This is a genomic window from Micromonospora rifamycinica, assembly GCF_900090265.1.
Lineage (GTDB): Bacteria > Actinomycetota > Actinomycetes > Mycobacteriales > Micromonosporaceae > Micromonospora > Micromonospora rifamycinica.
This window is the reverse complement of sequence record NZ_LT607752.1, coordinates 3,293,080-3,315,614: the sequence shown is the minus strand read 5'-3', so window position 1 is coordinate 3,315,614 and position 22,535 is coordinate 3,293,080. Positions and strand designations below refer to the sequence as shown.

25 protein-coding genes and 1 pseudogene are annotated in these 22,535 nt (G+C 71.4%); 19 read left to right on the top strand and 7 right to left on the bottom strand.

What is annotated here, in order from left to right:
* Nucleotides 1-123 precede the first annotated feature (123 nt).
* From GA0070623_RS13475 to GA0070623_RS13460, 4 genes are all read left to right on the top strand, one after another.
* The gene (locus tag GA0070623_RS13475) at nucleotides 124-402 is read left to right on the top strand and encodes a hypothetical protein (protein WP_067315160.1); all 279 of its coding nucleotides are present in this window, start codon (nucleotides 124-126) and stop codon (nucleotides 400-402) included.
* 234 nt (nucleotides 403-636) lie between these two features.
* Nucleotides 637-2,034 carry a DUF4331 domain-containing protein gene (locus GA0070623_RS13470; protein WP_067315154.1) on the top strand — a complete coding sequence of 466 codons (1,398 nt, stop codon included), beginning with the start codon at nucleotides 637-639 and terminating at the stop codon, nucleotides 2,032-2,034.
* A 79-nt stretch (nucleotides 2,035-2,113) separates the two neighbouring features.
* Nucleotides 2,114-2,407 carry a phospholipase gene (locus GA0070623_RS13465; RefSeq protein ID WP_067315156.1) on the top strand — a complete coding sequence of 98 codons (294 nt, stop codon included), beginning with the start codon at nucleotides 2,114-2,116 and terminating at the stop codon, nucleotides 2,405-2,407.
* Nucleotides 2,408-2,882: 475 nt separating this feature from the next.
* The gene (locus tag GA0070623_RS13460; RefSeq protein ID WP_007455784.1) at nucleotides 2,883-3,140 is read left to right on the top strand and encodes a WhiB family transcriptional regulator; all 258 of its coding nucleotides are present in this window, start codon (nucleotides 2,883-2,885) and stop codon (nucleotides 3,138-3,140) included.
* Between the two features lie 193 nt (nucleotides 3,141-3,333).
* Here the strand turns inward: GA0070623_RS13460 and GA0070623_RS13455 are convergent, their stop codons facing one another.
* Nucleotides 3,334-3,783 (bottom strand): metallopeptidase family protein, encoded by a 450-nt coding sequence (locus GA0070623_RS13455; protein WP_067315158.1) that lies wholly within the window; start codon nucleotides 3,781-3,783, stop codon nucleotides 3,334-3,336.
* A 154-nt stretch (nucleotides 3,784-3,937) separates the two neighbouring features.
* On the opposite strand from GA0070623_RS13455, the gene GA0070623_RS13450 reads away from it, so the two are divergent.
* Nucleotides 3,938-4,315 (top strand): DUF3499 domain-containing protein, encoded by a 378-nt coding sequence (locus tag GA0070623_RS13450; RefSeq protein WP_089004038.1) that lies wholly within the window; start codon nucleotides 3,938-3,940, stop codon nucleotides 4,313-4,315.
* A 369-nt stretch (nucleotides 4,316-4,684) separates the two neighbouring features.
* On the opposite strand, the gene GA0070623_RS13440 is transcribed toward GA0070623_RS13450, so the two are convergent.
* Both GA0070623_RS13440 and GA0070623_RS13435 read right to left on the bottom strand, forming a co-directional pair.
* On the bottom strand, nucleotides 4,685-6,061 hold the full coding sequence (locus tag GA0070623_RS13440; RefSeq protein WP_067315598.1) for an NAD(P)/FAD-dependent oxidoreductase: 1,377 nt from the start codon (nucleotides 6,059-6,061) through the stop codon (nucleotides 4,685-4,687).
* Nucleotides 6,062-6,110: 49 nt separating this feature from the next.
* Nucleotides 6,111-7,457 carry an aspartate aminotransferase family protein gene (locus tag GA0070623_RS13435; RefSeq protein WP_067315602.1) on the bottom strand — a complete coding sequence of 449 codons (1,347 nt, stop codon included), beginning with the start codon at nucleotides 7,455-7,457 and terminating at the stop codon, nucleotides 6,111-6,113.
* 456 nt (nucleotides 7,458-7,913) lie between these two features.
* Between GA0070623_RS13435 and GA0070623_RS13430 the strand changes: the two genes are divergently transcribed.
* Genes GA0070623_RS13430 through GA0070623_RS13420 form a run of 3 tightly spaced genes read left to right on the top strand, consistent with a single transcriptional unit; the run spans nucleotide 7,914 to nucleotide 9,048 of the window.
* Nucleotides 7,914-8,678 (top strand): helix-turn-helix domain-containing protein, encoded by a 765-nt coding sequence (locus tag GA0070623_RS13430; RefSeq protein WP_067315605.1) that lies wholly within the window; start codon nucleotides 7,914-7,916, stop codon nucleotides 8,676-8,678.
* Nucleotides 8,669-8,851: a DUF397 domain-containing protein gene (locus GA0070623_RS13425; protein WP_089004037.1), complete on the top strand. Its 183-nt coding sequence runs from the start codon at nucleotides 8,669-8,671 to the stop codon at nucleotides 8,849-8,851. Before GA0070623_RS13430 ends, GA0070623_RS13425 begins: the two co-directional genes overlap by 10 nt.
* 11 nt (nucleotides 8,852-8,862) lie before the next feature.
* Nucleotides 8,863-9,048: a DUF397 domain-containing protein gene (locus tag GA0070623_RS13420; protein WP_089004036.1), complete on the top strand. Its 186-nt coding sequence runs from the start codon at nucleotides 8,863-8,865 to the stop codon at nucleotides 9,046-9,048.
* 55 nt (nucleotides 9,049-9,103) lie between these two features.
* On the opposite strand, the gene GA0070623_RS13415 is transcribed toward GA0070623_RS13420, so the two are convergent.
* Nucleotides 9,104-9,616: an Lrp/AsnC family transcriptional regulator gene (locus tag GA0070623_RS13415; RefSeq protein WP_067315275.1), complete on the bottom strand. Its 513-nt coding sequence runs from the start codon at nucleotides 9,614-9,616 to the stop codon at nucleotides 9,104-9,106.
* Nucleotides 9,617-9,825: 209 nt separating this feature from the next.
* Here GA0070623_RS13415 and GA0070623_RS13410 point away from each other — a divergent pair, with 209 nt between their 5' ends.
* The 9 genes and pseudogenes from GA0070623_RS13410 to GA0070623_RS13375 all read left to right on the top strand — a co-directional run bounded on the left by GA0070623_RS13410 (nucleotide 9,826) and on the right by GA0070623_RS13375 (nucleotide 17,545).
* A complete protein-coding gene (locus GA0070623_RS13410; protein WP_067315273.1) occupies nucleotides 9,826-11,010 on the top strand; it encodes a polyamine ABC transporter substrate-binding protein in 1,185 nt (394 codons plus the stop codon).
* A 5-nt stretch (nucleotides 11,011-11,015) separates the two neighbouring features.
* Nucleotides 11,016-12,167 (top strand): ABC transporter ATP-binding protein, encoded by a 1,152-nt coding sequence (locus tag GA0070623_RS13405; protein WP_067315271.1) that lies wholly within the window; start codon nucleotides 11,016-11,018, stop codon nucleotides 12,165-12,167.
* Between the two features lie 5 nt (nucleotides 12,168-12,172).
* A complete protein-coding gene (locus GA0070623_RS13400) occupies nucleotides 12,173-13,075 on the top strand; it encodes an ABC transporter permease (protein WP_089004316.1) in 903 nt (300 codons plus the stop codon).
* Nucleotides 13,072-13,914 (top strand): ABC transporter permease, encoded by an 843-nt coding sequence (locus GA0070623_RS13395; protein WP_067315266.1) that lies wholly within the window; start codon nucleotides 13,072-13,074, stop codon nucleotides 13,912-13,914. Before GA0070623_RS13400 ends, GA0070623_RS13395 begins: the two co-directional genes overlap by 4 nt.
* Nucleotides 13,911-14,114 carry a hypothetical protein gene (locus GA0070623_RS13390; RefSeq protein WP_067315264.1) on the top strand — a complete coding sequence of 68 codons (204 nt, stop codon included), beginning with the start codon at nucleotides 13,911-13,913 and terminating at the stop codon, nucleotides 14,112-14,114. Before GA0070623_RS13395 ends, GA0070623_RS13390 begins: the two co-directional genes overlap by 4 nt.
* Complete coding sequence (locus GA0070623_RS13385; protein ID WP_067315262.1) at nucleotides 14,114-15,316, top strand: saccharopine dehydrogenase family protein; 1,203 nt, start codon at nucleotides 14,114-14,116, stop codon at nucleotides 15,314-15,316. Before GA0070623_RS13390 ends, GA0070623_RS13385 begins: the two co-directional genes overlap by 1 nt.
* A gap of 251 nt (nucleotides 15,317-15,567) precedes the next feature.
* A pseudogene (locus GA0070623_RS31665) lies at nucleotides 15,568-15,633 on the top strand (hypothetical protein); the annotation flags it as partial.
* 429 nt (nucleotides 15,634-16,062) lie between these two features.
* Nucleotides 16,063-16,692, top strand: coding sequence for an endonuclease domain-containing protein (locus GA0070623_RS13380; protein WP_231932778.1), 630 nt, complete (start codon nucleotides 16,063-16,065; stop codon nucleotides 16,690-16,692).
* Between the two features lie 154 nt (nucleotides 16,693-16,846).
* Entirely contained in the window at nucleotides 16,847-17,545 is a 699-nt protein-coding gene (locus GA0070623_RS13375) for an RlpA-like double-psi beta-barrel domain-containing protein (protein WP_089004315.1), read from the top strand.
* A 60-nt stretch (nucleotides 17,546-17,605) separates the two neighbouring features.
* Here the strand turns inward: GA0070623_RS13375 and gabT are convergent, their stop codons facing one another.
* The 3 genes from gabT to GA0070623_RS13360 all read right to left on the bottom strand — a co-directional run bounded on the left by gabT (nucleotide 17,606) and on the right by GA0070623_RS13360 (nucleotide 21,695).
* Nucleotides 17,606-18,877, bottom strand: a complete 1,272-nt coding sequence (gabT, locus tag GA0070623_RS13370) for a 4-aminobutyrate--2-oxoglutarate transaminase (RefSeq protein ID WP_067314194.1) — start codon at nucleotides 18,875-18,877, stop codon at nucleotides 17,606-17,608.
* A gap of 4 nt (nucleotides 18,878-18,881) precedes the next feature.
* Nucleotides 18,882-20,315 (bottom strand): gamma-aminobutyraldehyde dehydrogenase, encoded by a 1,434-nt coding sequence (locus GA0070623_RS13365; RefSeq protein WP_067314196.1) that lies wholly within the window; start codon nucleotides 20,313-20,315, stop codon nucleotides 18,882-18,884.
* Nucleotides 20,316-20,471: 156 nt separating this feature from the next.
* A complete protein-coding gene (locus GA0070623_RS13360) occupies nucleotides 20,472-21,695 on the bottom strand; it encodes an SUKH-3 domain-containing protein (protein ID WP_067314198.1) in 1,224 nt (407 codons plus the stop codon).
* A gap of 73 nt (nucleotides 21,696-21,768) precedes the next feature.
* Between GA0070623_RS13360 and GA0070623_RS13355 the strand changes: the two genes are divergently transcribed.
* Nucleotides 21,769-22,200, top strand: coding sequence for a YbaB/EbfC family nucleoid-associated protein (locus GA0070623_RS13355; protein WP_231932777.1), 432 nt, complete (start codon nucleotides 21,769-21,771; stop codon nucleotides 22,198-22,200).
* A complete protein-coding gene (locus tag GA0070623_RS13350) occupies nucleotides 22,193-22,534 on the top strand; it encodes a hypothetical protein (protein WP_067314200.1) in 342 nt (113 codons plus the stop codon). Before GA0070623_RS13355 ends, GA0070623_RS13350 begins: the two co-directional genes overlap by 8 nt.
* The last annotated feature ends 1 nt before the right edge of the window (nucleotide 22,535 follow it).

Sequence of the window (22,535 nt, the reverse complement as noted above, 5' to 3'; positions counted from 1 at the left end):
CGAACCTTTCGCGCGTGCGGGCCGTACCAGTGTTCGCCGGTGGCGGTTGAGGCGAGGGCCGCCGCCGGCGACCTCGCGCTCCACACCGCGGGCGCTCACGCGCCGCCGGAGGAAAGGTTCCCCATGACGAGCGAAGTGCGGAAGCGTTCCTGGCCGCGACTGACCCGCCGCCAGACACTGACCGCGGCGGCGAGCGCCACGCTGGGCGCGGCTGCCCTGACGGTGACCGGCGTGTCGGTGGCGCAGAACTCCCCGTCGACCACGAGCGCGGAGGGGCCGATCGTGGTCCACCTGCGCGACGCCAACTCCGGGACGTTGGACGTCTTCGTCGGCACGTCTCGGATCGAGGTGCGCGACCGGGGGCTGGCGGACCGGCTGCGCCGTGCCGCCGGTCGGAGCTGACCCGCCCGCTGCCACCAGGCGGCGTCGGCCACCGCCCGCGACGGGTGGTGCCGAGCCGTCCATCCGCACCGGGCGGCGCTGAGCCACCGATCGGCACCGGGCGGCGCTGAGCTGCCGTCACCGCCGGGCGGGTGGACCCGTCCGCGTCGCTTCCCCTTCACCGCCAGGCGCAGGCTCTCGGCGCCCGGTTCGTCATGCCCTGATTCCTCATGATTCCGCAAAGGCTGGTCCGCCATGTCGTCCCACCGCGAAGCGCCGGAAATAAGCAAGGACCCGGTCGCCGACAGCTCCGACCTCTACGCCTTCGTCAGCCCCGACCGGCCCGACTCGGTGACGCTGATCGCCAACTACGTGCCGTTGCAGCTCCCCGCGAGCGGCCCGAACTTCTTCGAGTTCGGCGACGACGTGCGGTACGAGATCCATATCGACAACGACGGTGACGGCCACCCCGACGTGACCTACCGGTTCGAATTCCGTACCGAGATCACGAACCAGAACAGTTTTCTCTACAACACCGGGCCGATCGAGTCGCTGGACAGCAAGAACTGGAACCGGCGGCAGTTCTACCGGCTGACCCGGATCACCGACGGCAGGGAGCACGTGCTCGCGCACAAGCTGCCCTGCCCGCCGTGCAACGTCGGGCCGCTGTCCATCCCGAAGTACAACGACCTGGTCCGGCAGGCGACGTTCAAGCTGTCGACGGGGGAGAAGGTGTTCGCCGGGCAGCGCGCGGACGGCTTCTTCGTCGACCTGGGCGCGATCTTCGACCTGGGTACGCTGCGGCCGTTCCAGCAGTTGCACGTGGCCGGCAAGAAGCTGTTCAAGACCGAGGGCGAGCCGGTCAACGCGGTGGACCGGATGAACGTGCACAGCATCGCGGTGCAGGTGCCGTTGAGCAAGGTGCGCCGCAAGGCCAACCGGTACGGCGCGGGCGACCGGGCCTCGACCATCGGGGTGTGGACGACCGCCTCCCGCCAGCAGGTGCGGGTGCTCGGCGACAGGGTCGCCGCGGACTCCGCCGTCGGCCCGTGGACCCAGGTGTCCCGGTTGGGCAACCCGCTGTTCAACGAGGTCATCGTGCCGATGTCCAAGAAGGACCTGTGGAACACCCTGCCGCCGACCGAGGACAAGCGGTTCGCCCGGTTCGTCGAGCAACCGGAGCTGGCGGCGCTGCTGCCGGTGCTCTACCCGGGTGTCTTCCCCAACCTGGACGCGCTGAACAAGTCCAAGAAGCCCCGGGCCGACCTGCTCGCCATCCTGCTCACCGGGATCCCGTCCGGGCTGATCGACGGCTTCACCAACCTCACCGGCGAGGTGCAGGCCGACATGCTGCGGCTGAACACCGCGATCAAGCCGAGCAGCAAGCCGAACCAGTTCGGTCTGCTCGGGGGCGACCTGGCCGGCTTCCCCAACGGTCGCCGGGTGGTCGACGACGTGGTGAGCATCGCGCTGCGGGCGGTGGCCGGGGTGACCGTGCCGCTGGTCGACAAGAAGTTCAAGCCGGACGCGGCGGCCGGCGCGGTGACCCCCGGGTTGAGCGCGGCCGACGTGACCGCGCCGTTCCTGCGGGACTTCCCCTTCCTCGGCACGCCGTACGACGGGTTCAACAACCCGGCCGCGGCGAACTCCTGACCGGACGGAGAGCGGCGTGAGCGGACACCACCACCATCACCATCACCATCAGTACGGGCCGACGGAGAGCGGTACGGTGATGCTCGACATCGGCGGCGAGACCGGCGCACTGATCATCTACACCGGACGTGACCTGCACGGCCGGGAGATCGAGATCAGCCGGGTCGACCAGGACGCCGTGGTGCGTACGCACTCGGCGGTGCGGGAGCGGATCGTCCGCGACGGGGTGTTCCACAGTGCCGTCTACCCGGATTTGGCAGCGGGCCTGTATACCGTCTGGTGGGACGAGGAGACGTCCGCCGGGACGATCTCCGTCACCGGTGGGGCGATTGCCGAATTCGTCTGGCCGAGCAGCCCACCACGGTCGGCCTGAGTCCCGCGACAGTTCGTCCACCCGAGCGCCCCGTCCACATTGTGGACGGGGCGCTGTCGGCATTCCCGGCTCGGCGGGCGGTCCGGAGCCAACCGCGTTACCCTGTCCCCCACCATGCTCATGATCTTGGCGGGTCGGCCGTCCAACGTGCCCGTCGACGTGCTCCGGCGGCCGCCGGGGCGGCGACGCCACAGCAGAAATCTGGGGCAACTCGCCGGAGGGGGCGTTACTCGCCCGGGGGCTGAATCGATAGGGCAGGTTGCGAGGGCCGGATGGTCCGGGTGACCGTCCGGTGGCGTGTCGGGAGGGCGACTCCATTATCAAGTCCGGCTTGACGGCGCACGCATTACACGCGTGTAATTTCGATGGGGTTGTTCGCGCGGAACGCAACAAATAGGGACCGGACGGACAAGCACGCCTTTCGCGTGGGGGGTTGCAGCGGCGGTGACGTCGGTGCGCGACAAGGAGGCATCTGATGGACGGCCAGCTTGAGGTGGCCGACCTGCTCGGAAACGCGCCGGAGTGGCAGGAGCGGGCACTGTGCTCGCAGACCGACCCGGAAGCGTTCTTCCCCGAGAAGGGCGGCTCGACCCGCGAGGCGAAACGGATCTGTTCGCGGTGCGAGGTCAAGACGGAATGCCTCGAATACGCTCTCGGGCACGACGAGCGGTTCGGGATCTGGGGCGGGCTCTCCGAGCGGGAGCGGCGAAAGCTCAAGCGGCGGGCCGCCTGAGCTGAGGGGCCGAGCCGGGGCGGTGGGGGCCGCCCGGCTCACGCCCGACGGGTCACGGGGGTGACCGACGTCAGGGCGGTGCGGCGGCCCGACCGCGGGGGCGGTCGGCTACCGGGCGGCGCACCGGGCCACGTGAGATGGCCCGGTGCCGGGTCCGGTGGGGTGGAGCCGACGGCCAGAGGTCGGAAAGCGGTCAGGCCAGTTCGTCCGGGTCGACCCCGAGCAGGTTCGCCACCTGTTCGATGATCACGTCATGGACCAGGTCGGCGAGGTCCTCGCGGTCCATCGCGCGGAACTCCAACGGCCGCCGGTAGAGCACGATCCGGGGTGGCACCTCCTGTCGACCCGGCCGGCCGGGCAGCAGCCGGGCCAGCGGCACCTCGCCGTCCTCCAGCACGTCGGAGTCGTAGACGTTCAGGTCAGGCGGGACGTCCTCGACGGCGAACTCGACCCCGGCCAGCTCGGTGGCGAACCGGCGCTCCAGCGTCTCCACCGTGTCCAGCACCAGGTCGTCGAAGACCTCGGCCTTGGTCCGGGCCAGCGGCACGGTCGCCGGCACCAGCCGCCCGCGCAGGCCACGCCCGTGCCGGTCACGGTGGTTGCGCCGGCCGGCGCCGGGGCGGCGGTGTTCCGGACTCGTCATGAGGCAAAGGGTAGCCCGCAGCCCCGCCCGGCCCACCACGGCGCGCGTCGACAGGCGCGGCGGGAGCACCAGGTGCGAATTGTGATCACCGTGATGGGCGTGTCGCAAAGCGAACCGGTGCGCCGGACCCGGTAATGGGGATACCCTGCCGCACGTGAGGTCACCACGGCGCTGCTCCCGTAACGGCTGCCCCCGGCAAGCGGTCGCCACATTGACCTATGTCTACAACGAGTCGACCGCGGTCGTGGGGCCGTTGGCGGCATTCGCCGAGCCGCACACGTACGACCTGTGTGAGCAGCACGCCCGGAGCCTGACCGCCCCCCGGGGCTGGGACGTCGTGCGGCACGAGGGCGAGTTCGAGCCCCCGCCGCCCACCACCGACGACCTGGTCGCCCTGGCTGAGGCCGTCCGCGAGGCGGCCCGCCCGGTCGCCCCCCGCCCACCCCAGGACGACCAGACCCCCCACCCCCAGAACCAGAACCCCCCCACCGGCCGCCGAGGCCACCTCCGCGTGATCCCCCCCAACCACTGAACCCCGCACCCACCCCCGCGCGCCCCGGCCCCGTGCTCCCGCGCGCGTCCGTGCCCCCGCGCCCGAGCCCGCCCGTGCCCCCGCGCCCGTCCGTTACCCCCAGCCCGCCCCGGTGATCAAGAGGTTTGGGTCATCTTTGATCTTCAGCTTGACCCAAACCTCTTGATCACCGGCCTCACCGGCGTAACCGGCCTCACCGGCGTAACCGGCCTCACCGGCGTAACCGGCCTCACCGGCGTAACCGGCCTCACCGGCGTAACCGGCCTCACCGGCGTAACCGGCCTCACCGGCGTAACCGGCCTCACCGGCTTCAGCGGGGGTCGGCGGGCGGCAGGGAGGAGCCGGGGAGGGGCGCAGGGACTCAGGGGTTCAGTGGCCCAGGAGGTGGGCGAAGGTGGTGGCGCGGCGGGCGGGGCGGCCGGTGCGGTGTTCGGCTCCGTCCGCCGAGGACATCACCCGCAGGCCGGCGTTGATCGCCAACCAGCGCAGCGGCTCCGGCTCCCAGCGGGGGGAGCGGTGGCCGACCCAGGGGAGGGCGGTCAGCTCCGACTCCACGCCCCGGATCAGGTCGGCCAGGGTACGGCCGGCGAGGTTGCTCGTGCCCACCCCGTCGCCGACGTAGCCGCCGGCCCAGCCCAACCCGGACGACCGGTCCAGTCCGACCGAGGCGGACCAGTCCCGGGCCACCCCGAGCGGGCCGCCCCAGGCCCGGGCGACCGGCACGTCCGGCCCGAGCACCGGGAAGAGTTCCCCCAGCGTACGGCGGAGTGCGGCGAAGACCCGTGGCTCCCGGTCGTGGTCGGGGGAGATCCGCGATCCGAAGTGGTACGGGGCACCGCGCCCGCCGAAGGCCAGCCTGCCGTCCGCTGTGCGCTGGCCGTACACGATGAGGTGCCGGTAGTCGGAGAAGGTCTCCCGGTCGGCCAGCCCGATCCGCTGCCAGGTGGCCTCGGACAGCGGTTCGGTGGCGACCATCAGCGAGTAGACCGGGGCGACGGTCCGGCGGTGGCCGGGCAGCATCGGCGTGTACGCCTCGGTGGCCCGGACCACCACCGCCGCCCGTACCGTCCCGTGCGGGGTGACCGCCGCGCCGGGCCGGATCGCGGTGACCGGGGAGCGCTCGTACAGGGTCACCCCGTGCCGTCGCACCGCGCGGGCCAGGCCACGGACCAGCTTCGCCGGGTGCACGGCGGCGCAGTGCGGGGTGTACGTGCCACCGCGTACCCCCTCGGCGGCGCATCGGGCGGCGGCCCCGGCGGCGTCGAGCAGGACCAGGTCGTCGGGGTCGAGGCCGTGGTCGCGGGCCTCGTCGACGGCGGCGCGGGCCCGGCCGAGCTGGACGTCGGTACGGGCCAGCAGCACCGTCCCGCTGTGCTGCCAGTCGCAGTCGATCCCCTCGGCGGCGGCCACCCGGCCCACCTCGCGCACCGTATCCTGCATGGCCCGCTGCATCGCCAGCGCCTGTGGTCGGCCGTGCCGGCGGGCCAGCGCCGGCAGCGAGGTGGGCAGCAGCGCCGAGCACCAGCCGCCGTTGCGCCCGGACGCGCCGTACCCGGCGATCTCCGCCTCCAGCACGACGATCCGCAGCGTCGGATCGGCCACCGCGAGGTAGTACGCCGTCCACAGCCCGGTGTAGCCGGCACCGACGATCACCACGTCGGCGTCGGCGTCACCGGGCAGGGCCGGGAGCGGGGTCAACGGTTCGTTCACCGTGGACAGCCAGTGGGACAGCTCCTGGTAGCGCATTGCGGGCTCCGCGACGACAGCGCCGGCCGGGCCGGCGGGGCGGGGACGGTTACAGGCGGGACCACGCCTCGGTGAGTACGGCGCGCAGGATCTGCTCCATCTCGTCGAACTGCTCCTGCCCGGCGATCAGCGGCGGGGCGAGCTGCACCACCGGGTCGCCCCGGTCGTCGGCCCGGCAGTAGAGCCCGGCGGCGAAGAGCGCCGACGACAGGAAACCGCGCAGCAGCCGCTCCGACTCGGCCTCGTCGAAGGTCGCCCTGGTGGTCTTGTCCTTGACCAGCTCGATGCCGTAGAAGTAGCCGTCGCCCCGGACGTCGCCGACGATCGGCAGGTCGGTGAGCTTCTCCAGGGTGGACCGGAAGGCGTCCTGATGGGCCCGGACGTGGCCGATCAGGTCCTCCCGGGCGAACACCTCCAGGTTGGCCAGGGCCACCGCGCAGGAGACCGGGTGCCCGCCGAAGGTCACCCCGTGGGCGAACATGCCGGTCTCGGTGAGGAACGGCTCCATCAGCCGGTCGCTGGCGATCATCGCGCCGAGCGGGGCGTAGCCGGAGGTGATGCCCTTGGCGGTGGTGATGATGTCGGGCTGGTAGCCGTACCGGACGGCGCCGAAGTACTCGCCGAGCCGGCCCCACGAGCAGATCACCTCGTCGGAGACGAGCAGCACGTCGTACGTGTCGCAGATCTCGCGTACCCGCTGGAAGTAACCGGGCGGCGGCGGGAAGCAGCCGCCGGAGTTCTGCAACGGCTCCAGGAACACCGCCGCGACCGTGTCCGGCCCCTCCCGCTCGATGGCCCGGCGGATCTCGTCGGCGGCCCAGACGCCGAACGCCTCGGGCGAGTCGCCGTGCTCGGGAGCCCGGTAGAAGTTGGTGTTCGGCACCTTGATCCCACCGGGCACCAACGGCTCGAAGTCCGTCTTGATGCCGGGCAGTCCGGTGATCGACAGGGCGCCCATCGAGGTGCCGTGATAGGCGAGGTACCGGCTGACCACCTTGTGCTTGGTGGGCCTGCCGGTGCGCTTGAAGTAGGCACGGGCCAGCTTCCATGCCGTCTCGACGGCCTCCGAGCCGCCGGTGGTGAAGAAGACCCGGTTCAGGTCGCCGGGCGTCAGCGAGGCGATCCGCTCGGCCAGCTCGACGGCCTTCGGGTGGGCGTACGACCAGAGCGGGAAGTAGGCCAGCTCGCCGGCCTGCTTCGCGGCGGCCTCGGCCAGCTCGGTGCGCCCGTGCCCGGCGTTGACGACGAACAGCCCGGCGAGCCCGTCCAGGTAGCGGCGACCCTGCGCGTCCCAGACGTACGTGCCCTCGCCGCGCACGATGGTGGGCACCTCGCCGGTGGCGTAGCTGGCCATCCGGGTGAAGTGCATCCAGAGGTGGTCGGTGGCGTCGGCCATGTCAGCCCCATCGGTCACGGGCCGGTCAGGGGTGACACACCGGCCGCTCTGCCCACGGTTATCCCACAGCTCGACCGCGAAATGCAAGCCTAGTTCGCGTCAGCGGCGACGGATTCAGCATGAGTGGGGGTGCAATGCAACGGAATCCGTATGCCCCTGGGGATGGTGGCAGCCCGGCTGGATGCTCGCTCCGCCGACCCCGCGCCGGCCGGCCTCGGTGGGGCATGATCGACTCAATGGCGGCCAGCTAGCGGTATCCGGGCACGGGGGAGGCCGCCATACCGGCTCCCGAGAGTGGATCCAGGTGCACTTCCGGGACGCTTCGCGGACCTTCCGGGGCACCTTGCGGACCCTTGGGAGAGGTCCCGCGCCGACACGCCGATGACGGGCGGACGTCGACACGCACTGTGGCTACGGTGCGTCGGAGCGTGTCGGTCGGGCGGAAAGGGGCTGCCGGTGAACGAGGTGCTTCGGGTGGCGATGGCGGAACGCGGGGAGACGGTCGAGTCCCTGGCGCATCGGGTGGGGGTGGATCCGAAGACGGCGGGGCGGTGGCTCAGCTCGGGGCGGGTGCCGCATCCGCGTACCCGGGTGGTGGTCGCCGGAATTCTTGGCCGGGAGCCGGCCGAACTCTGGCCCGAGCCCTACCGTCGCCGCGACCTGCCCTGGTTCCGCCCGTGGGCGGAACTGGAACAGGACGCCACCTCGATCCGCTCATACCAGCCGCTGGTGTTGCCCGGCCTCGTGCAGACCGAGGACTATGCCCGAGCGGTACTGCGCGCCGGAGGGCTGTCCACCGACGAGGTCGAACAACTCGTCGTCAGCCGGTTGGCGCGGCAGGCGGTGCTCGACCGTGACCCTCCGCCGCAACTGGTGATCGTGGTCGACGAGGCTGTGTTGTGCCGGACGGTCGGCAATCCCGGGGTGATGGCCCGCCAGGTGCGTCACCTGGCGGACGTCGCTGGCCGGGAACATGTGCAGGTTCGGGTGATTCCTGCGGACGAGCCTTGGCACGCCGGTCTGGCCGGGCCGTTCATGCTGGCTCGGCTGCCGGATGGGTCCGAGGTGGCCTATCTGGACAACCAACTCCGTGGCGAGATGGTGACCGAGAGCGCCGACATTGCTAGCCTGGGCAGAAGGTGGGAGAGCGTAGCGGGCGAGGCGCTGTCCGTCCGCCAGTCGAGCGCCTTGATTCGGGAAGCGGTGAAGAGATGGACGTGATCGAGCCCCGCTGGCGCACGGCTACTCGGAGCAGCAGTAACGGTGGTGACTGTGTCGAGGTGGCGGACAACCTGTCCGGTCGGGTGCTGGTGCGGGACAGCAAGGACCGGGTCGGCGGCACGCTGACCTTCACCCCAGAGGTCTGGCGTGCCTTCGTCGCCGCCCAGAAGTGAGCGGTGGAGAGATGGACGTGATCGAGCCCCGCTGGCGGACCGCCAGCCGCAGCAGCAACAACGGTGGCGACTGTGTCGAGGTGGCGGACAACCTGTCCGGTCGGGTGCTGGTGCGGGACAGCAAGGACCGGGCCGGCGGCACGCTGAGCTTCGCCCCCGACGCGTGGCGCACCTTCGTCGTCGCCACCTCCCGCTGAGCCCCGGGGTGTGGATCGGGCCTGAGCCTCGCGTGGTGGACCACGGCGGGTGGGCTCAGGCCGTACCCCAGGTGTAGGTCTGCTTGCGGAGCTTGAGATAGACGAACGCCTCGGTGGCGAGCACCCCGGGCACCGACCGTAGCCGTTGCAGGATCTCCAGGAGGTGGGCGTCGTTGCGGCAGACCACCTCGGCGAGCAGGTCGAACGAGCCGGCGGTGATCACCACGTAGTCGATCTCCTCGAATCCGGCCAGCCGGTCGGCGACGGCCTCCAGGTCGCCGTCGGTGCGTAGGCCGATCATGGCCTGGCGGGGGAAGCCGAGCTGGAGCGGGTCGGTCACCGCGACGATCTGCATCACCCCGGCGTCGAGCAGTCGCTGCACCCGCTGGCGGACGGCCGCCTCGGAGAGCCCGACCGCCTTGCCGATGGTCGCGTACGGCCGGCGGCCGTCCTCCTGGAGCTGCTCGATGATCTGTTTCGCCACGTCGTCCAACAGCGCGTGACTGGCACCGTCGCGCACCGCGACGCGCCGGCCGCCGGTGCCGTTCTCCTGCTGTCGGATCGTCATCGACCGCTCCCCATGTCGGTTCCCCCAGCCGAGCCTAGTGCTATGGCGCAGTCTGGCGTAATTCGTCGTCAGAGGTTATTGCGGCAACGGAATCCCTTGTGGGGCTGGTCACCTCATGCCAGGATCGGTCGTCTCAGGCACCCGACCCCTCCCGCCGGCGCCGCACCCCCGTCCCCGCCGCCGACGGACGACCCCCTAGGAGTCGTCACATGCGTACTCCCCTCCGGCCCCTCACCCGGCGTGGACTGCTCACCGGCACCCTCGGATCGGCCGCCCTGCTCGCCGCGGGCGGCAGCCTCGCCGGCTGCGGCACGAAGGCCGCGACCCAGACCGAGGACGGCTGCAAGAGCGACGACCTGTCGGCCACGGAGAAGACCCTCGCCTTCTCCAACTGGCCGCAGTACATGGACGTGGACGACAAGGACGCGGCGAAGCGGCCCAGCCTCGACGCGTTCGTGGCCGCCAGCGGCATCAAGGTCACCTACACCGAGGACATCAACGACAACAACGAGTTCTTCGGCAAGGTGCAGAACCAACTGGCCGGCTGTCAGAGCACCGGGCGGGACATCATCGTCCTCACCGACTGGATGGCCGCCCGGATGATCCGGCTCGGCTGGATCCAGAAGCTCGACGCGGCCAAGCTGCCGAACGTGGCGGCCAACCTGCTGCCGTCGCTGCGCGGGCGCTCCTTCGACCCGGAGGACCGGATCGCCGTGCCGTGGCAGTCCGGCCTCGCCGGGCTGGCCTACAACGGCAGCGTGACCGGGGAGCTCCGGACGGTCGACGAGTTGCTCACCCGTGCCGACCTCAAGGGCAAGGTGACCGCCCTGTCGGAGATGCGGGACACCATGGGCCTGCTGCTTCAGTCGAACGGGCACGACCCGGCGAAGTTCACCCCGGCCCAGTTCGACGACGCGCTCAACAAGCTGCGCAAGGCCGTCGAATCCAAGCAGATCCGCCGGTTCACCGGCAACGACTACGCTCCCGACCTGGCCAAGGGGGACATCGCCGCGTGCATCGGCTGGTCCGGCGACGTGATCCAGCTGGCCGGTGACAACCCCAAGGTCAAATTCGTCGCACCGGACTCCGGGGTGATGCTGTTCAGCGACAACATGCTGGTGCCGAACAAGGCCACCCACCGGGCCAACGCCGAAGCGCTGATCGACTACTACTACCAGCCGACGGTGGCCGCCAAGCTGGCCGCCTACGTCAACTACATCTGCCCGGTCAAGGGCGCGCAGGCCGAGATGGAGAAGATCGACCCGGAGCTGGCCGCCAACCCGCTGATCTTCCCGGACGACGCCCTGCTGGCGAAGTCCAAGGTCTTCATGGCCCTGGACGAGAAACAGGAGAAGGAATACGAGTCGAAGTTCCAGCAGGTCATCGGGGCGTGAGCGGGATGGCGAACGAGGCACCGGCCGGTGACCTGCGGCTGGCCCACCTGACCAAGCGGTTCGGCGTCTTCACCGCCGTCGACGACCTCAGCCTGACCGTCCCGCAGGGCTCCTTCTTCGCCCTGCTCGGGGCGTCCGGCTGCGGCAAGACGACCACCCTGCGGATGATCGCCGGGCTGGAGGAGCCCACCGCCGGCCAGGTGCTCCTGGGCGACCGGGACATCGCCCGGCTGCGGCCGTACCAGCGGCCGGTCAACACGGTCTTCCAGAGCTACGCGCTCTTCCCGCACCTGGACATCGCCGAGAACGTGGCCTTCGGGCTGCGGCGGCGCGGCATCCGCAAGGTCGGCGACCAGGTCCGCCGGATGCTGTCGCTGGTCCAGCTCGACGGCTACGAACGGCGTCGCCCGGCCCAGCTCTCCGGCGGCCAGCAGCAGCGGGTCGCACTGGCCCGTGCCCTGATCAACCACCCGCAGGTGCTGCTGCTCGACGAGCCGCTCGGCGCGCTCGACCTGAAGCTGCGCCGGCAGATGCAGATCGAGCTGAAACGCATCCAGACCGAGGTCGGCATCACCTTCGTGCACGTCACCCACGACCAGGAGGAGGCCATGACGATGGCCGACACGGTCGCGGTGATGAACGCCGGGCGGATCGAACAGCTCGGCGCCCCGGCCGAACTCTACGAGTACCCGGCGACCGCGTTCGTGGCGAACTTCCTCGGCCAGTCCAACCTGCTCGCCGCCGACGCCGCCGGCCCGGCCGGGTCCGAGGTGCCGGTCACCGCGCGCGGCGTGCGCTTCTCGGTGCCCGTCGACCGGGCCCGCACCGACCGGGGTCCGGTCTACCTGGGGGTACGTCCCGAGAAGCTGCACCTGGTCGACACCGCCGACCAGGTGCCCACCGGCCACCAGCACGTCGACGGGGTGGTCACCGACGCGTCGTACGTGGGGGTGAGCACCCAGTACCTGGTGCGTACCGGATGGGGCAGTGAACTGTCCGCGTTCACGGCGAACAGCGGTCTGGTCGGGCAGCGGCCGGTCGGCGCGTCAGTGGTGGCGCACTGGGATCCCCGGCACGCCTTCCTGCTGCCCCGCGAGCCGGGCCAGGACGACCGGACCACCCCGCTGCTCGGCGAGCCGGTCGGGGCGCCGTCGTGACCGCACTGGCGCAGCTGGGCGGCGGGGGCCCGTCGGTCGCCTCGCCGCCACCGGCCCGGCCCGGCCGGCACCGACTGCTGCCGTACCTGCTGCTGGTGCCGGGGGCGGCCTGGCTACTGCTGTTCTTCGCCGTGCCACTGCTCCAGCTCGCCGCCGCCAGCCTCTACGACCCGGCCGGCTCGCTCTCCACCGGTTACGCGCTGACCTGGGCGTTCGGAAACTATCCGGAGGCGGTGCAGGCGTACTGGCCGCAGTTCGCCCGGTCGTTCGGCTACGCCGGGGCGGCGCTGCTGCTGGCGCTGCTGCTGGGCTACCCGCTGGCGTACGCGATCGCGCAGAAGGCCGGCCGGTGGAAGAACCTGCTGCTGGTCTGCGTGGTCGCCCCGATGTTCACCAGCTTCCTGGTACGTACCCTGGCCTGGAAGACCATCCTGTCGGACAATGGCGCGCTGGTCGGGCTGCTGCGGGACGTGCACCTGCTCGGCCCGGACGGGCGACTGCTCGCCACCCCGGTCGCGGTGGTGCTCGGGTTGACGTACAACTTCCTGCCGTTCCTGGTCCTGCCGTTGTACGCGAGCCTGGAGCGGCTCGACTACCGGCTGCTGGAGGCGGCCAGCGACCTGTACGCCAGCCCGCTGCACACCTTCCGGAAGGTCACCCTGCCGCTGTCGATGCCCGGACTGACCGCCGGCACCCTGCTCTTCTTCATCCCGGCGACCGGCGACTACATCAACGCCGAACTGCTCGGCACCCCCAACGAGTACATGATCGGCAACGTGATCGACTCGGCGTTCCTGGTCCGGTTGGACTACCCGCAGGGTGCCGCCCTGTCGTTCCTGCTGATGGCTGCGATCCTCGCGGTCGTCTTCGTCTACCTGCGCCGCGCCGGCACGGAGGATGTCCTATGAGGATGTCGCGGTGGTTGGCCGACCGGTGGGTGATGATCGTCGCCCTGCTGGTGCTCGGCTACCTGTTCCTGCCGATCGCCGTGGTGGCCGGGCTGTCCCTCAACCGCCCGTCCAGCCGGCTGTCCTACGACTTCAACGAGTTCACCCTGGACAACTGGCGACAGCCCTGCGCCACCCCCGAGATGTGCGACGCGGTGGTCCGCAGCGTGCAGATCGGGTTCATCGCCACCGTCGGGGCCACCCTGATCGGCACTCTGATGGCGTTCGCCCTGGTCCGGCACCGGTTCCGGGGGCGCAGCGGGGTCAACCTGCTGATCTTCCTGCCGATGGCGACGCCGGAACTGGTGATGGGCACCTCGCTGCTCGCCCTGTTCGTCTCGGCCGGGGTGCCGCAGGGCTTCTGGACCATCGTCATCGCGCACGTGATGTTCTGCGTGTCGTTCGTGGTGGTGACGGTCAAGGCCCGGCTCGCCGGCATGGACCGGCGGCTGGAGGAGGCCGCGATGGACCTCTACGCCAGCGAGTGGCAGACGTTCCGGCGGATCACCCTGCCGCTGGTGCTGCCCGGCATCGTGGCCGCCGCGCTGCTCGCCTTCTCGCTGAGCTTCGACGACTTCATCGTGACGAACTTCAACGCCGGCACCACCGTCACCTTCCCGATGTACGTCTGGGGTGCCGCCCAGCGGGGCATCCCGCCGCAGGTCAACGTGATCGGCACGGCGATGTTCGGCATCGCCCTGCTGCTCGTCGGGCTGAGCATGCTGCGCGGTCGACGGTCCCGACGGGCCGCGCTCCCGGTCGCCGACGTGACCGGTCGACGGGCGACAGGCCTGTCGTGAACCTCCCGCATACCGGCCGGGCGCTCGTCGAGGCGACGCCCGGCCGGTATGTGCACCACCGCCCCGATCCTCCCCGTCCGGCCGCCGACATCCACCTCACCCGCTGGTCGCCGGTCCGCGCCGACGCGTACGCGCACGACGACCGGCGTCAGCACTGGTTCCGTACGCTCGATCGTCTTGGTTTGGGGTTCGATTCCTGATGCGTATCCTGCTCGTCGGCGCCGGCGGGGTCGGCTCCGCCGCCGTCGCCATCGCCGCCCGCCGGTCCTTCTTCGCCACCGTCGTCGTCGCCGACTACGACCTGACCCGGGCCGAGCGGGCCGTCGCCGGACACGGTGGCCGGTTCGTCGCCGCCCGACTCGACGCCTCCTCGGCGGACGCGGTCGCCGCGCTCTGCCGGGAGCACCGGATCACCCACGTGCTCAACGCTGTCGACCCGCGCTTCGTCATGCCGATCTTCGACGGGGCGTTCGCCGCCGGGGTCGACTACCTGGACATGGCGATGTCGCTGTCCCACCCGCACCCGGCGCGGCCCTACACCCAGACCGGGGTGAAGCTCGGTGACGAGCAGTTCGCCGCCGCCTCGGCCTGGGTGGACGCCGGCCGGCTGGCGCTGTGCGGCATCGGCATCGAGCCGGGCCTGTCCGACGTGTTCGCCCGGTACGCCGCCGACGAGCTGTTCAGCGAGATCGACGAGATCGGCATCCGGGACGGGGCGAACCTCACCGTCGACGGGTACGACTTCGCTCCGTCGTTCTCCATCTGGACCACCATCGAGGAGTGCCTCAACCCGCCGGTGATCTGGGAACGGGACCGTGGCTGGTACACCACCGAACCGTTCAGCGAACCGGAGGTCTTCGACTTCCCGGCCGGTATCGGCCCGGTCGAGTGCGTCAACGTCGAACACGAGGAGGTGCTGCTGATCCCGCGCTGGGTCAAGGCCCGGCGGGTCACCTTCAAGTACGGCCTCGGTGACGAGTTCATCGAGGTGCTGAGGGCGCTGCACAAGGTCGGTCTCGACTCGACCACCCCGGTGTCGGTGCGCGGCGTGCAGGTCTCTCCCCGCGACGTGGTGGCCGCCAGCCTGCCCGACCCGGCCACCCTCGGCGACCGGATGCGCGGCAAGACCTGCGCCGGCACGTACGTCACCGGCACCGGCCCGGACGGACGGCCCCGCCGGGTGTACCTCTACCACGTGGTCGACAACGAGTGGTCGATGCGGGAGTACGGCCACCAGGCGGTGGTCTGGCAGACCGCGGTCAACCCGGTGGTGGCCCTGGAACTCCTCGCCACCGGCGGCTGGTCCGGCGTCGGCGTGCTCGGCCCGGAGGCCCTGCCCCCGCGCCCCTTCCTCGACCTGCTCACCGACTACGGCTCCCCCTGGGGAATAGAAGAACGCTAACCCCCCGCCCTCCCTGCTGCCCGCCCTCCCCTCCCTCCCCGTCGATCATGGAGTTGTGGTGGGTGATTGGTAATCTTTCGTGGCTTTCGCGGGGCACCACAACTCCATGATCGGCAGGTGGGGTGGGCGGGTGGGGCGGGGGTGGGGGGACGGGGGTGGGGCGGGGTTGTCCACAGGGGGTGGGGGAGGTGGGTGGGGGGTTGTCCACAGGGGGTGGTGGGGAGGTTGGGTGGTGGGCAGGGTGGGTGACTATGGCGGGGCGGCTGTTGCGGTACTCGGAGTTGTTGTCGGCCGGATGGAGCCGGGAGGAGGTTCGGCGGGCGGTCGGTGAGGGGGAACTGCGCCGGTGGTCGCGGGGTGTCTACGGGCCGGGAGAGGCCGGTGCGCTGGGGGAAACAGGTGGGTCGGGGGGCGTCCGGGTGGCGCGGAGCAGCCGGGGTCCGGGTGGTGTCGGTGGGTCGGGGAGTGCCGGGGTGGCGGGGAGTGCCTGGGCGGCGAGCGGTGTCGGGGTGGCGGGGAGTGCCTGGGCGGCGAGCGGTGTCGGGGTGGCGGGGAGTGCCTGGGCAGCGGGGAGTGTCCGGGTGAGGCGGAGCAGCCGGGGTCCGGGTGGTGTCGGTGGGGTGGTGGGTGAGGAGGGCGTCCGGTGGCAGGCGCTTCTGCGTCGGCTTCCGGAGGGGGCGGTCGTCGGCTTCCACTCGGGTGCTCGACTGCACGGGTTCGGTGTCGTGCCCAGCGAGGATCTCCACGTGATCGTGCCCGCCGGTGGGATGGTGCCGCAGATCCGGGGCGTCGTGGTGCACCAGGCGGTGCTTGCCGTACCTGAGCCGGTTTTGCTGGCCGGTCTGCCGTGCGCTCCCGCGGACCGGTGCGCGGTGGACCTGGCCAGGACGGTCGCCAGGCTGGACGCGTTGCCACTTCTCGACCTGTGCCTGCGGGTGGGCGCTTGTCGTCCCGAGGAGTTGACTGCCGAGCTTGCCCGACACGCGCGGTTGCGGGGTGTCGAGCAGGCACGGCAACTGGTACGGCTCGCCGACCCCAGGTCGGAGTGCCGGCAGGAGAGCCAACTCCGGCTCGTCCTGATCGACGGTGGGCTGCCGGCACCGGAGCCACAGATCTGGGTGTCGGATGACGACGGCTTTCGGCGCTACCGCTTGGACCTCGGGTACCGGCGATCACGCGTCGGCATCGAGTACGACGGGCTGTCCCACCTCGACCGCGACCGTCTCAACCACGACCGTGCCCGGATGAACTGGCTGGCGGCACAGGGCTGGCGCATGCGCCACTTCACCGCCCGAGACCTCTACCACCGCCCCACCCTCATCACCACCCAGATATCCGCCCTCCTCCACCCCCACCCCCCACCTTGTCGATCTTGAAGTTGTGGGGAGCGCAAAACAGTATCAAAAGACCTGAAAAGCCCACCACAACTCCTTGATCGACGCCGGGATCGAGGGATGTGGGGAGGTTGGTTGAACGGGGGGCGGGTTGGGGCCGTATCAGGCGGTGCAGGCAACGACGACGGGAGACGTGGTGAAGGTGCAGCGCAAGCACGTACTGGCAGCGGGGGTCGCGGCGGTCGCCACGGCGGTGGTCGCAGTGGGCACCGGATTCGGGTTCGCCGACACCGCGCCCGCCCGTCCGAGCCTCTGCTCCGGGCCGGTCACCTTCTCCGCCGAGGGTGGCACACCCGCCGCGACGAGTGACCGGTTCCCGGTGGGGACACGGTTGCGGGTGACGAACCTCGACAACGGGATGGTGACCACGGTGTCGGTGAGCGGGCCGTCGGGCAGTTGTGTGCTGCTCAACGCCGCCGCGATGGAGCTGGTCCGGGAGCCTGGCAAGAACGTCATCCGCCGCAACGTGGTCGAGCGGGTCGGCGTCGACGCGCCGGCGGCCCCCGCCCCCGGCGAGACCCGCCCCGGCGCGGCCCAGCCGCCGGTCACCCTGCGGCCGGTACCGTCGTCGACCGGCGCGGTCGTCCAGCCCGGCGGCGTGTGCAGCGGCTCGGTCACCTTCTCCGCCGAGGGCGGGAAGCCCGCCGCGACGAGTGACCGGTTCCCGGTGGGGACACGGTTGCGGGTGACGAACCTGGACAACGGGAAGGTGGCGACGGTGTCGGTGAGCGGGCCGTCGGGCAGTTGTGTGCTGCTCAACGCCGCCGCGATGGAACTGCTGCGGGAGCCCGGCAAGAACGTCATCCGGCGCAACCTGGTCGAGCTGGTGCGCTGAGCGCACCAGCGGCGACCTGGCTGCGCGGCGACCCGGGCGGTGCCGATCGGGGCCTGGAGGTCAGCCGAAGGCGGCGTCCAGGATGTCCAGCCCCCGGGCCAACTCGTCGTCGGAGATGACCAGCGGCGGCAGGAACCGCAGCACGTTGCCGTAGGTGCCGCAGGTGAGGGTGAGCAGGCCGGCGGCGTGGCAGGCCGCCGAGACGGCGCTGGCGGCGGCCGGGTCCGGGACCAGGCCGCCCGGCCGGACCAGCTCCACGGCCAGCATCGCGCCCCGGCCGCGTACCTCCGCGATCCGGGGGTCGCGGGCGGCGACGGCGCGCAACCGGTCGGCGAGGACCGCCCCGATCCGGCGGGCGGCGGCGGCCAGGTCCAGCTCCCGCATCGTGGCGATGCTGGCCAGGGCCGCCGCGCAGGCGATCGGGTTGCCGCCGTAGGTGCCGCCGAGGCCGCCGACGTGCACCGCGTCCATCAGCTCGGCCCGGCCGGTCACCGCCGCCAGCGGCAACCCCCCGGCGATCCCCTTGGCCAGGGTGACCAGATCCGGCACCACGCCCTCGTGGTCGCAGCCGAACCAGTCACCGGTCCGGCAGAAACCGGTCTGGATCTCGTCGGCGACGAACACCACCCCGGCCGCCGTCGCCCACTGGCGCAGCGCCGGCAGGAAACCCGCCGCCGGTACGACGAAACCGCCCTCGCCCTGGATCGGCTCGATCAGCAGCGCGGCCACGTTCTCCGCCCCTACCTGCTTCTCCACCAGGTCGATCGCCCGTGCCGCCGCCTCCGCCCCGGACAGCCCGCCGTCGCGCAGCGGGTACGACATCGGCACCCGGTGGATCTCCCCGGCGAACGGCCCGAACCGGTGCTTGTACGGCATGTTCTTCGCGGTCAACGCCATGGTCAGGTTGGTCCGGCCGTGGTACGCGTGCTCGAAGACCACCACCGCCTGCCGGCCGGTGGCGTGCCGGGCGACCTTCACCGCGTTCTCCACCGCCTCGGCACCCGAGTTGAACAGCGCCGAACGCTTCTCGAACGTTCCCGGGGTCACCACGTTGAGCTGCTCGCAGACCGCCACGTACGACTCGTACGGCGCCACCATGAAACAGGTGTGGGTGAAGCGTTCGACCTGCGCCCGTACCGCCTCCACCACCCGGGGGGCGGAGTTGCCGACGCTGGTGACCGCGATGCCGGAGGCGAAGTCGATCCACTCCCGCCCCTCGACGTCGGTGATCGTTGCGCCGCTGGCGGTGTCCACGTAGGAGTGGATCACGCTGCCGACGCCACGGGCCACCGCGGCACCCCGCCGCCGGTGCAGCTCCGCGCTGGAGACCATGTGATCAGCCTCCGACGTGGTGCATGACGTGCTTGACCCGGGTGTAGTCCTCCAGGCTGTAGACCGACAGGTCCTTGCCGTGCCCGGAGTGCTTGAAACCGCCGTGCGGCATCTCCGACACGAACGGGATGTGGGTGTTCACCCAGACGCAGCCGAAGTCGAGCCGGCGGGTCATCCGCATCGCGCGGCCGTGGTCCTTCGTCCAGACCGAGGCGGACAGCCCGTAGTCGACGCCGTTGGCCCAGCGCACCGCCTCGTCCTCGTCGGTGAACCGCTGCACGGTGATGACCGGGCCGAACACCTCCTGCTGGACGATCTCGTCGGCCTGGCGTAGCCCGGAGACCACGGTGGGGGAGTAGAAGTAGCCGCGCCCGCCCACCCGCGCGCCACCGGTGTGCAGGTCGGCATGGTCGGGCAGCCGGTCGACGAAGCCGCTGACCCGGGCGAGCTGGTCGGCGTTGTTCAGTGGGCCGTAGAGCACGTCGGCGTCGTCCGGGGCACCCGTACGCGTGTTGCGGGCCTGCTCGGTGAGGGCCGCCACGAAGTCGTCGTGCAGGCCGGGGCCGACCAGCACCCGGGTCGCCGCTGTGCAGTCCTGGCCCGCGTTGAAGTAGCCGCCCGTCGCGATCGCCTCGGCCGCCGCCGCCACGTCCGCGTCGTCGAAGACCACCACCGGGGCCTTGCCACCCAGCTCCAGGTGGGTGCGCTTGAGGTCCGGCGCGGCGGCGGCGGCGACCTCCATGCCGGCCCGGGTCGAGCCGGTGATCGACACCAGCTGCGGGGTCGGGTGCGCCACCAGGGCACGACCGGTGTCCCGGTCGCCGCAGACCACGTTGAACACCCCCGGTGGGAAGAACTCGGCGGCGATCTCGGCCAGCAGCAGCGTCGACACCGGCGTGGTGTCCGACGGCTTCAACACCACCGTGTTGCCGGCCGCCAACGCCGGGGCGATCTTCCAGACCGCCATCATCAGCGGATAGTTCCACGGGGTGACCTGCGCACAGACGCCGATCGGCTCGCGCCGCACGTAGGAGGTGTGCCCCGCCAGGTACTCCCCGGCCGAGCGACCCTCCAGCATCCGGGCCGCCCCGGCGAAGAAGCGGAACTGGTCCACCGCCGGTGGCAGCTCCTCCTCGGCGGTGAGCTGGCGCGGCTTGCCGGTGTTGCGCACCTCCGCGTCGACCAGCTCGGCGGCCCGGGACTCCACCGCGTCGGCGAGCTTCAACATCGCCCGCTGCCGCTCCGCCGGGGTGGTGTCCCGCCAGGTCTCGAAGGCGGTGGCGGCGGCCCGCATCGCCGCGTCCACGTCCGCCGCGCCGGAGACGGGCGTCCGGGCGAAGACGTCACCGGTGCAGGGGTCGATCAGGTCGGCGTGACCGCCGTCCACCGGGTCCACGTACGTGCCGTCGACGAAGTTGCGCAGCTGCTGGTCGCTCATGATGAGGTCGCTCCAGGGATGGCGGGGAGTCGGATCAGCGGAGGTAATCGCAGTCTGACTGCCATCTTGGCTACTGAATTCGCGGCAGACAAGGGCTGAGGCCACTGTTTCCGTGCGGCACCGGCTTTCCCGCGCGGCGGGGGGCGTCCCGACGCCTCACCAGGTGCCGTCGTCGCGGACCCGGGGCGGTGCGAGGCCGAGGAGCAGGGTGGTCAGCGCGGCGTCGATGTCGTCACCGAGAAACCACTCACCGGCCTGGTCCAGCGCGAAGACCCGGCCGCGCTCGTCGACGGCCAGGATGCCGTCCGGGTGTTGAGCACCGATCGGAAACAGGCGTACGCCGAGCACGGCACCGAAGTCCGCCAGGGTGTCGACGGTGTACGCGGCGTGCACGGGGTCGATGGAGAACCGCGAGATCCACACCTGCCGCCCGGGGCCGCGCCGACCGGAGACGAGCCCCGGGAACCTGGTGAGGGCGTCCAGCGCGGATGCGAGGTCGGGATGCCCGCGGGAGATCTCCATCGTTTCCGCGATCGCCTCCTCGGCAAGCCCATCGTCACCGAACCCTGGACGCCAGCCCGCGCTCACCAGCGCGTCGGCGACCTCCGAGGGGAACCGTCCCGGCTCGGGTGATGCCTGCTCCCCGGACCGCCACTGCCGGGTGAACGCCAGCTCCGACCAGCCGACGACCGCGAAGTGGACCAGGAAGTCGAGGCAGGAGTCGCACGGGCGTTCCGCCGGGCCGGCAAACGGATCGCCGGGCTCGCGGACCAGGAAGACGTCCACTCCGGTCGCCAGGAGCAGCGACCGGGCCTCGCGCATGGTCAGCGGAGGCTGGCCGGCGGCGGCGCGGCGGTGGTCGTACTCGTGCAGCACGTCGGAGACGACGACCATCTCGGCGTGCCGCTCACCCCCGCGTACCAGGTGCCCCGGGGGTAGCTCGTCGAGGTAGGCCTGGACCAGCGGGTGATGCCGCAGCGCCACCTCGCCCTTGACGCCGTGACCGAGGTAGGTGCGGCCCTCGACGGTCAGGTGCGCCACGGTGGCCGGCGTCGGCAGCCGGCGGATCTCGCGCCGCAGCAGGCTGGCCGGGTCGACGGTCCGCGGGGCGGGGGTGCCGGTGGGCCGGCTGCGGCGGTACATCTGCTGCACCACGGCCGCCGGCACCCGGGGCCAGGTGGTGACCTCGCCGGTCTCCTTGTCGACGACGGTGGTCGGCAGGTCGCCGGGGTTGGTGTCGACCGCGCGGTCGACAGTCGACCGGATCACGTAGCCCAGGTCGAACTCGTCGAGCGTGGCCCGGCACTCGTGGCCCAGGCGTCGCGAGTCACGGCGGGCCCACACGTCGGCGAGCTGCTCGGCCTGTCGGCGATCGATCACCGTCCGAAACTACCGGACCCCACGGGATCGTGGCAGCCGGTATGGTTCGCCTGACTGACGGTGACCGGGGAGGGTGGCCTTGGCCGAGAGGGTGGACCGGGACGCGAACGATGCGCTCCGGGCGCGGTTCGACGAGGTTTACGGCCAGTACCGGCGGTTGCGGTCCGGCGTGGACGATCTGCGGTCCGCACTGACCGAGCTGCGGGTCACCGAGCGTTCGGACGACGGCCAGGTCACCGCGACGGTGGGCGCCCGAGGTGAGCTGATCTCGGTGGAGCTGACCGGCGAGGTCTATCAGGACCGCGATCACCACGCGCTGAGCCGGAAGATCACCACGACGGTGCGCCGGGCCTGCGCCCGGGCGGCCACGGCCACCCAGGAACTGGTCGCCGCCCACCTGCCGGCCGGCTCGGGATCGGTGGATTTCCTGCGTACGGGCGACTTCGGCGCACTGCTCGGGCGAGCCGACGCGGTGCTCCGGCGGGAGGACGAACGGCATGGGTGAGGGGCAGCTCTGGCTCGACCCGGCCCGGGCCCGGCGGGGCGGCACCGACCTGCGCCTGGCCGGTGAGTCGGTGTCGGCCCGCCGGGCCGGCCTCGGCGGGGAGATCGCGGCGGCCAGCGCACCCCGTCCGTGGGGTCGGGACGACATCGGTGCCGCCTTCGAGAAGAGCTACCGGTCCTCCGAGGAGATCCTGCTGCGCGCCTGGGCCGGGCTCGGCCGGTCGCTGGAGGGGCTCGGCACCGACGTGGTGACCTCGGTCGACGCCAACCTTCGGACCGACGCGGCGACCGGCCGGCGCTTCGACGGGGTGGCCGACCCGGGCCGTCGGCGCTGAC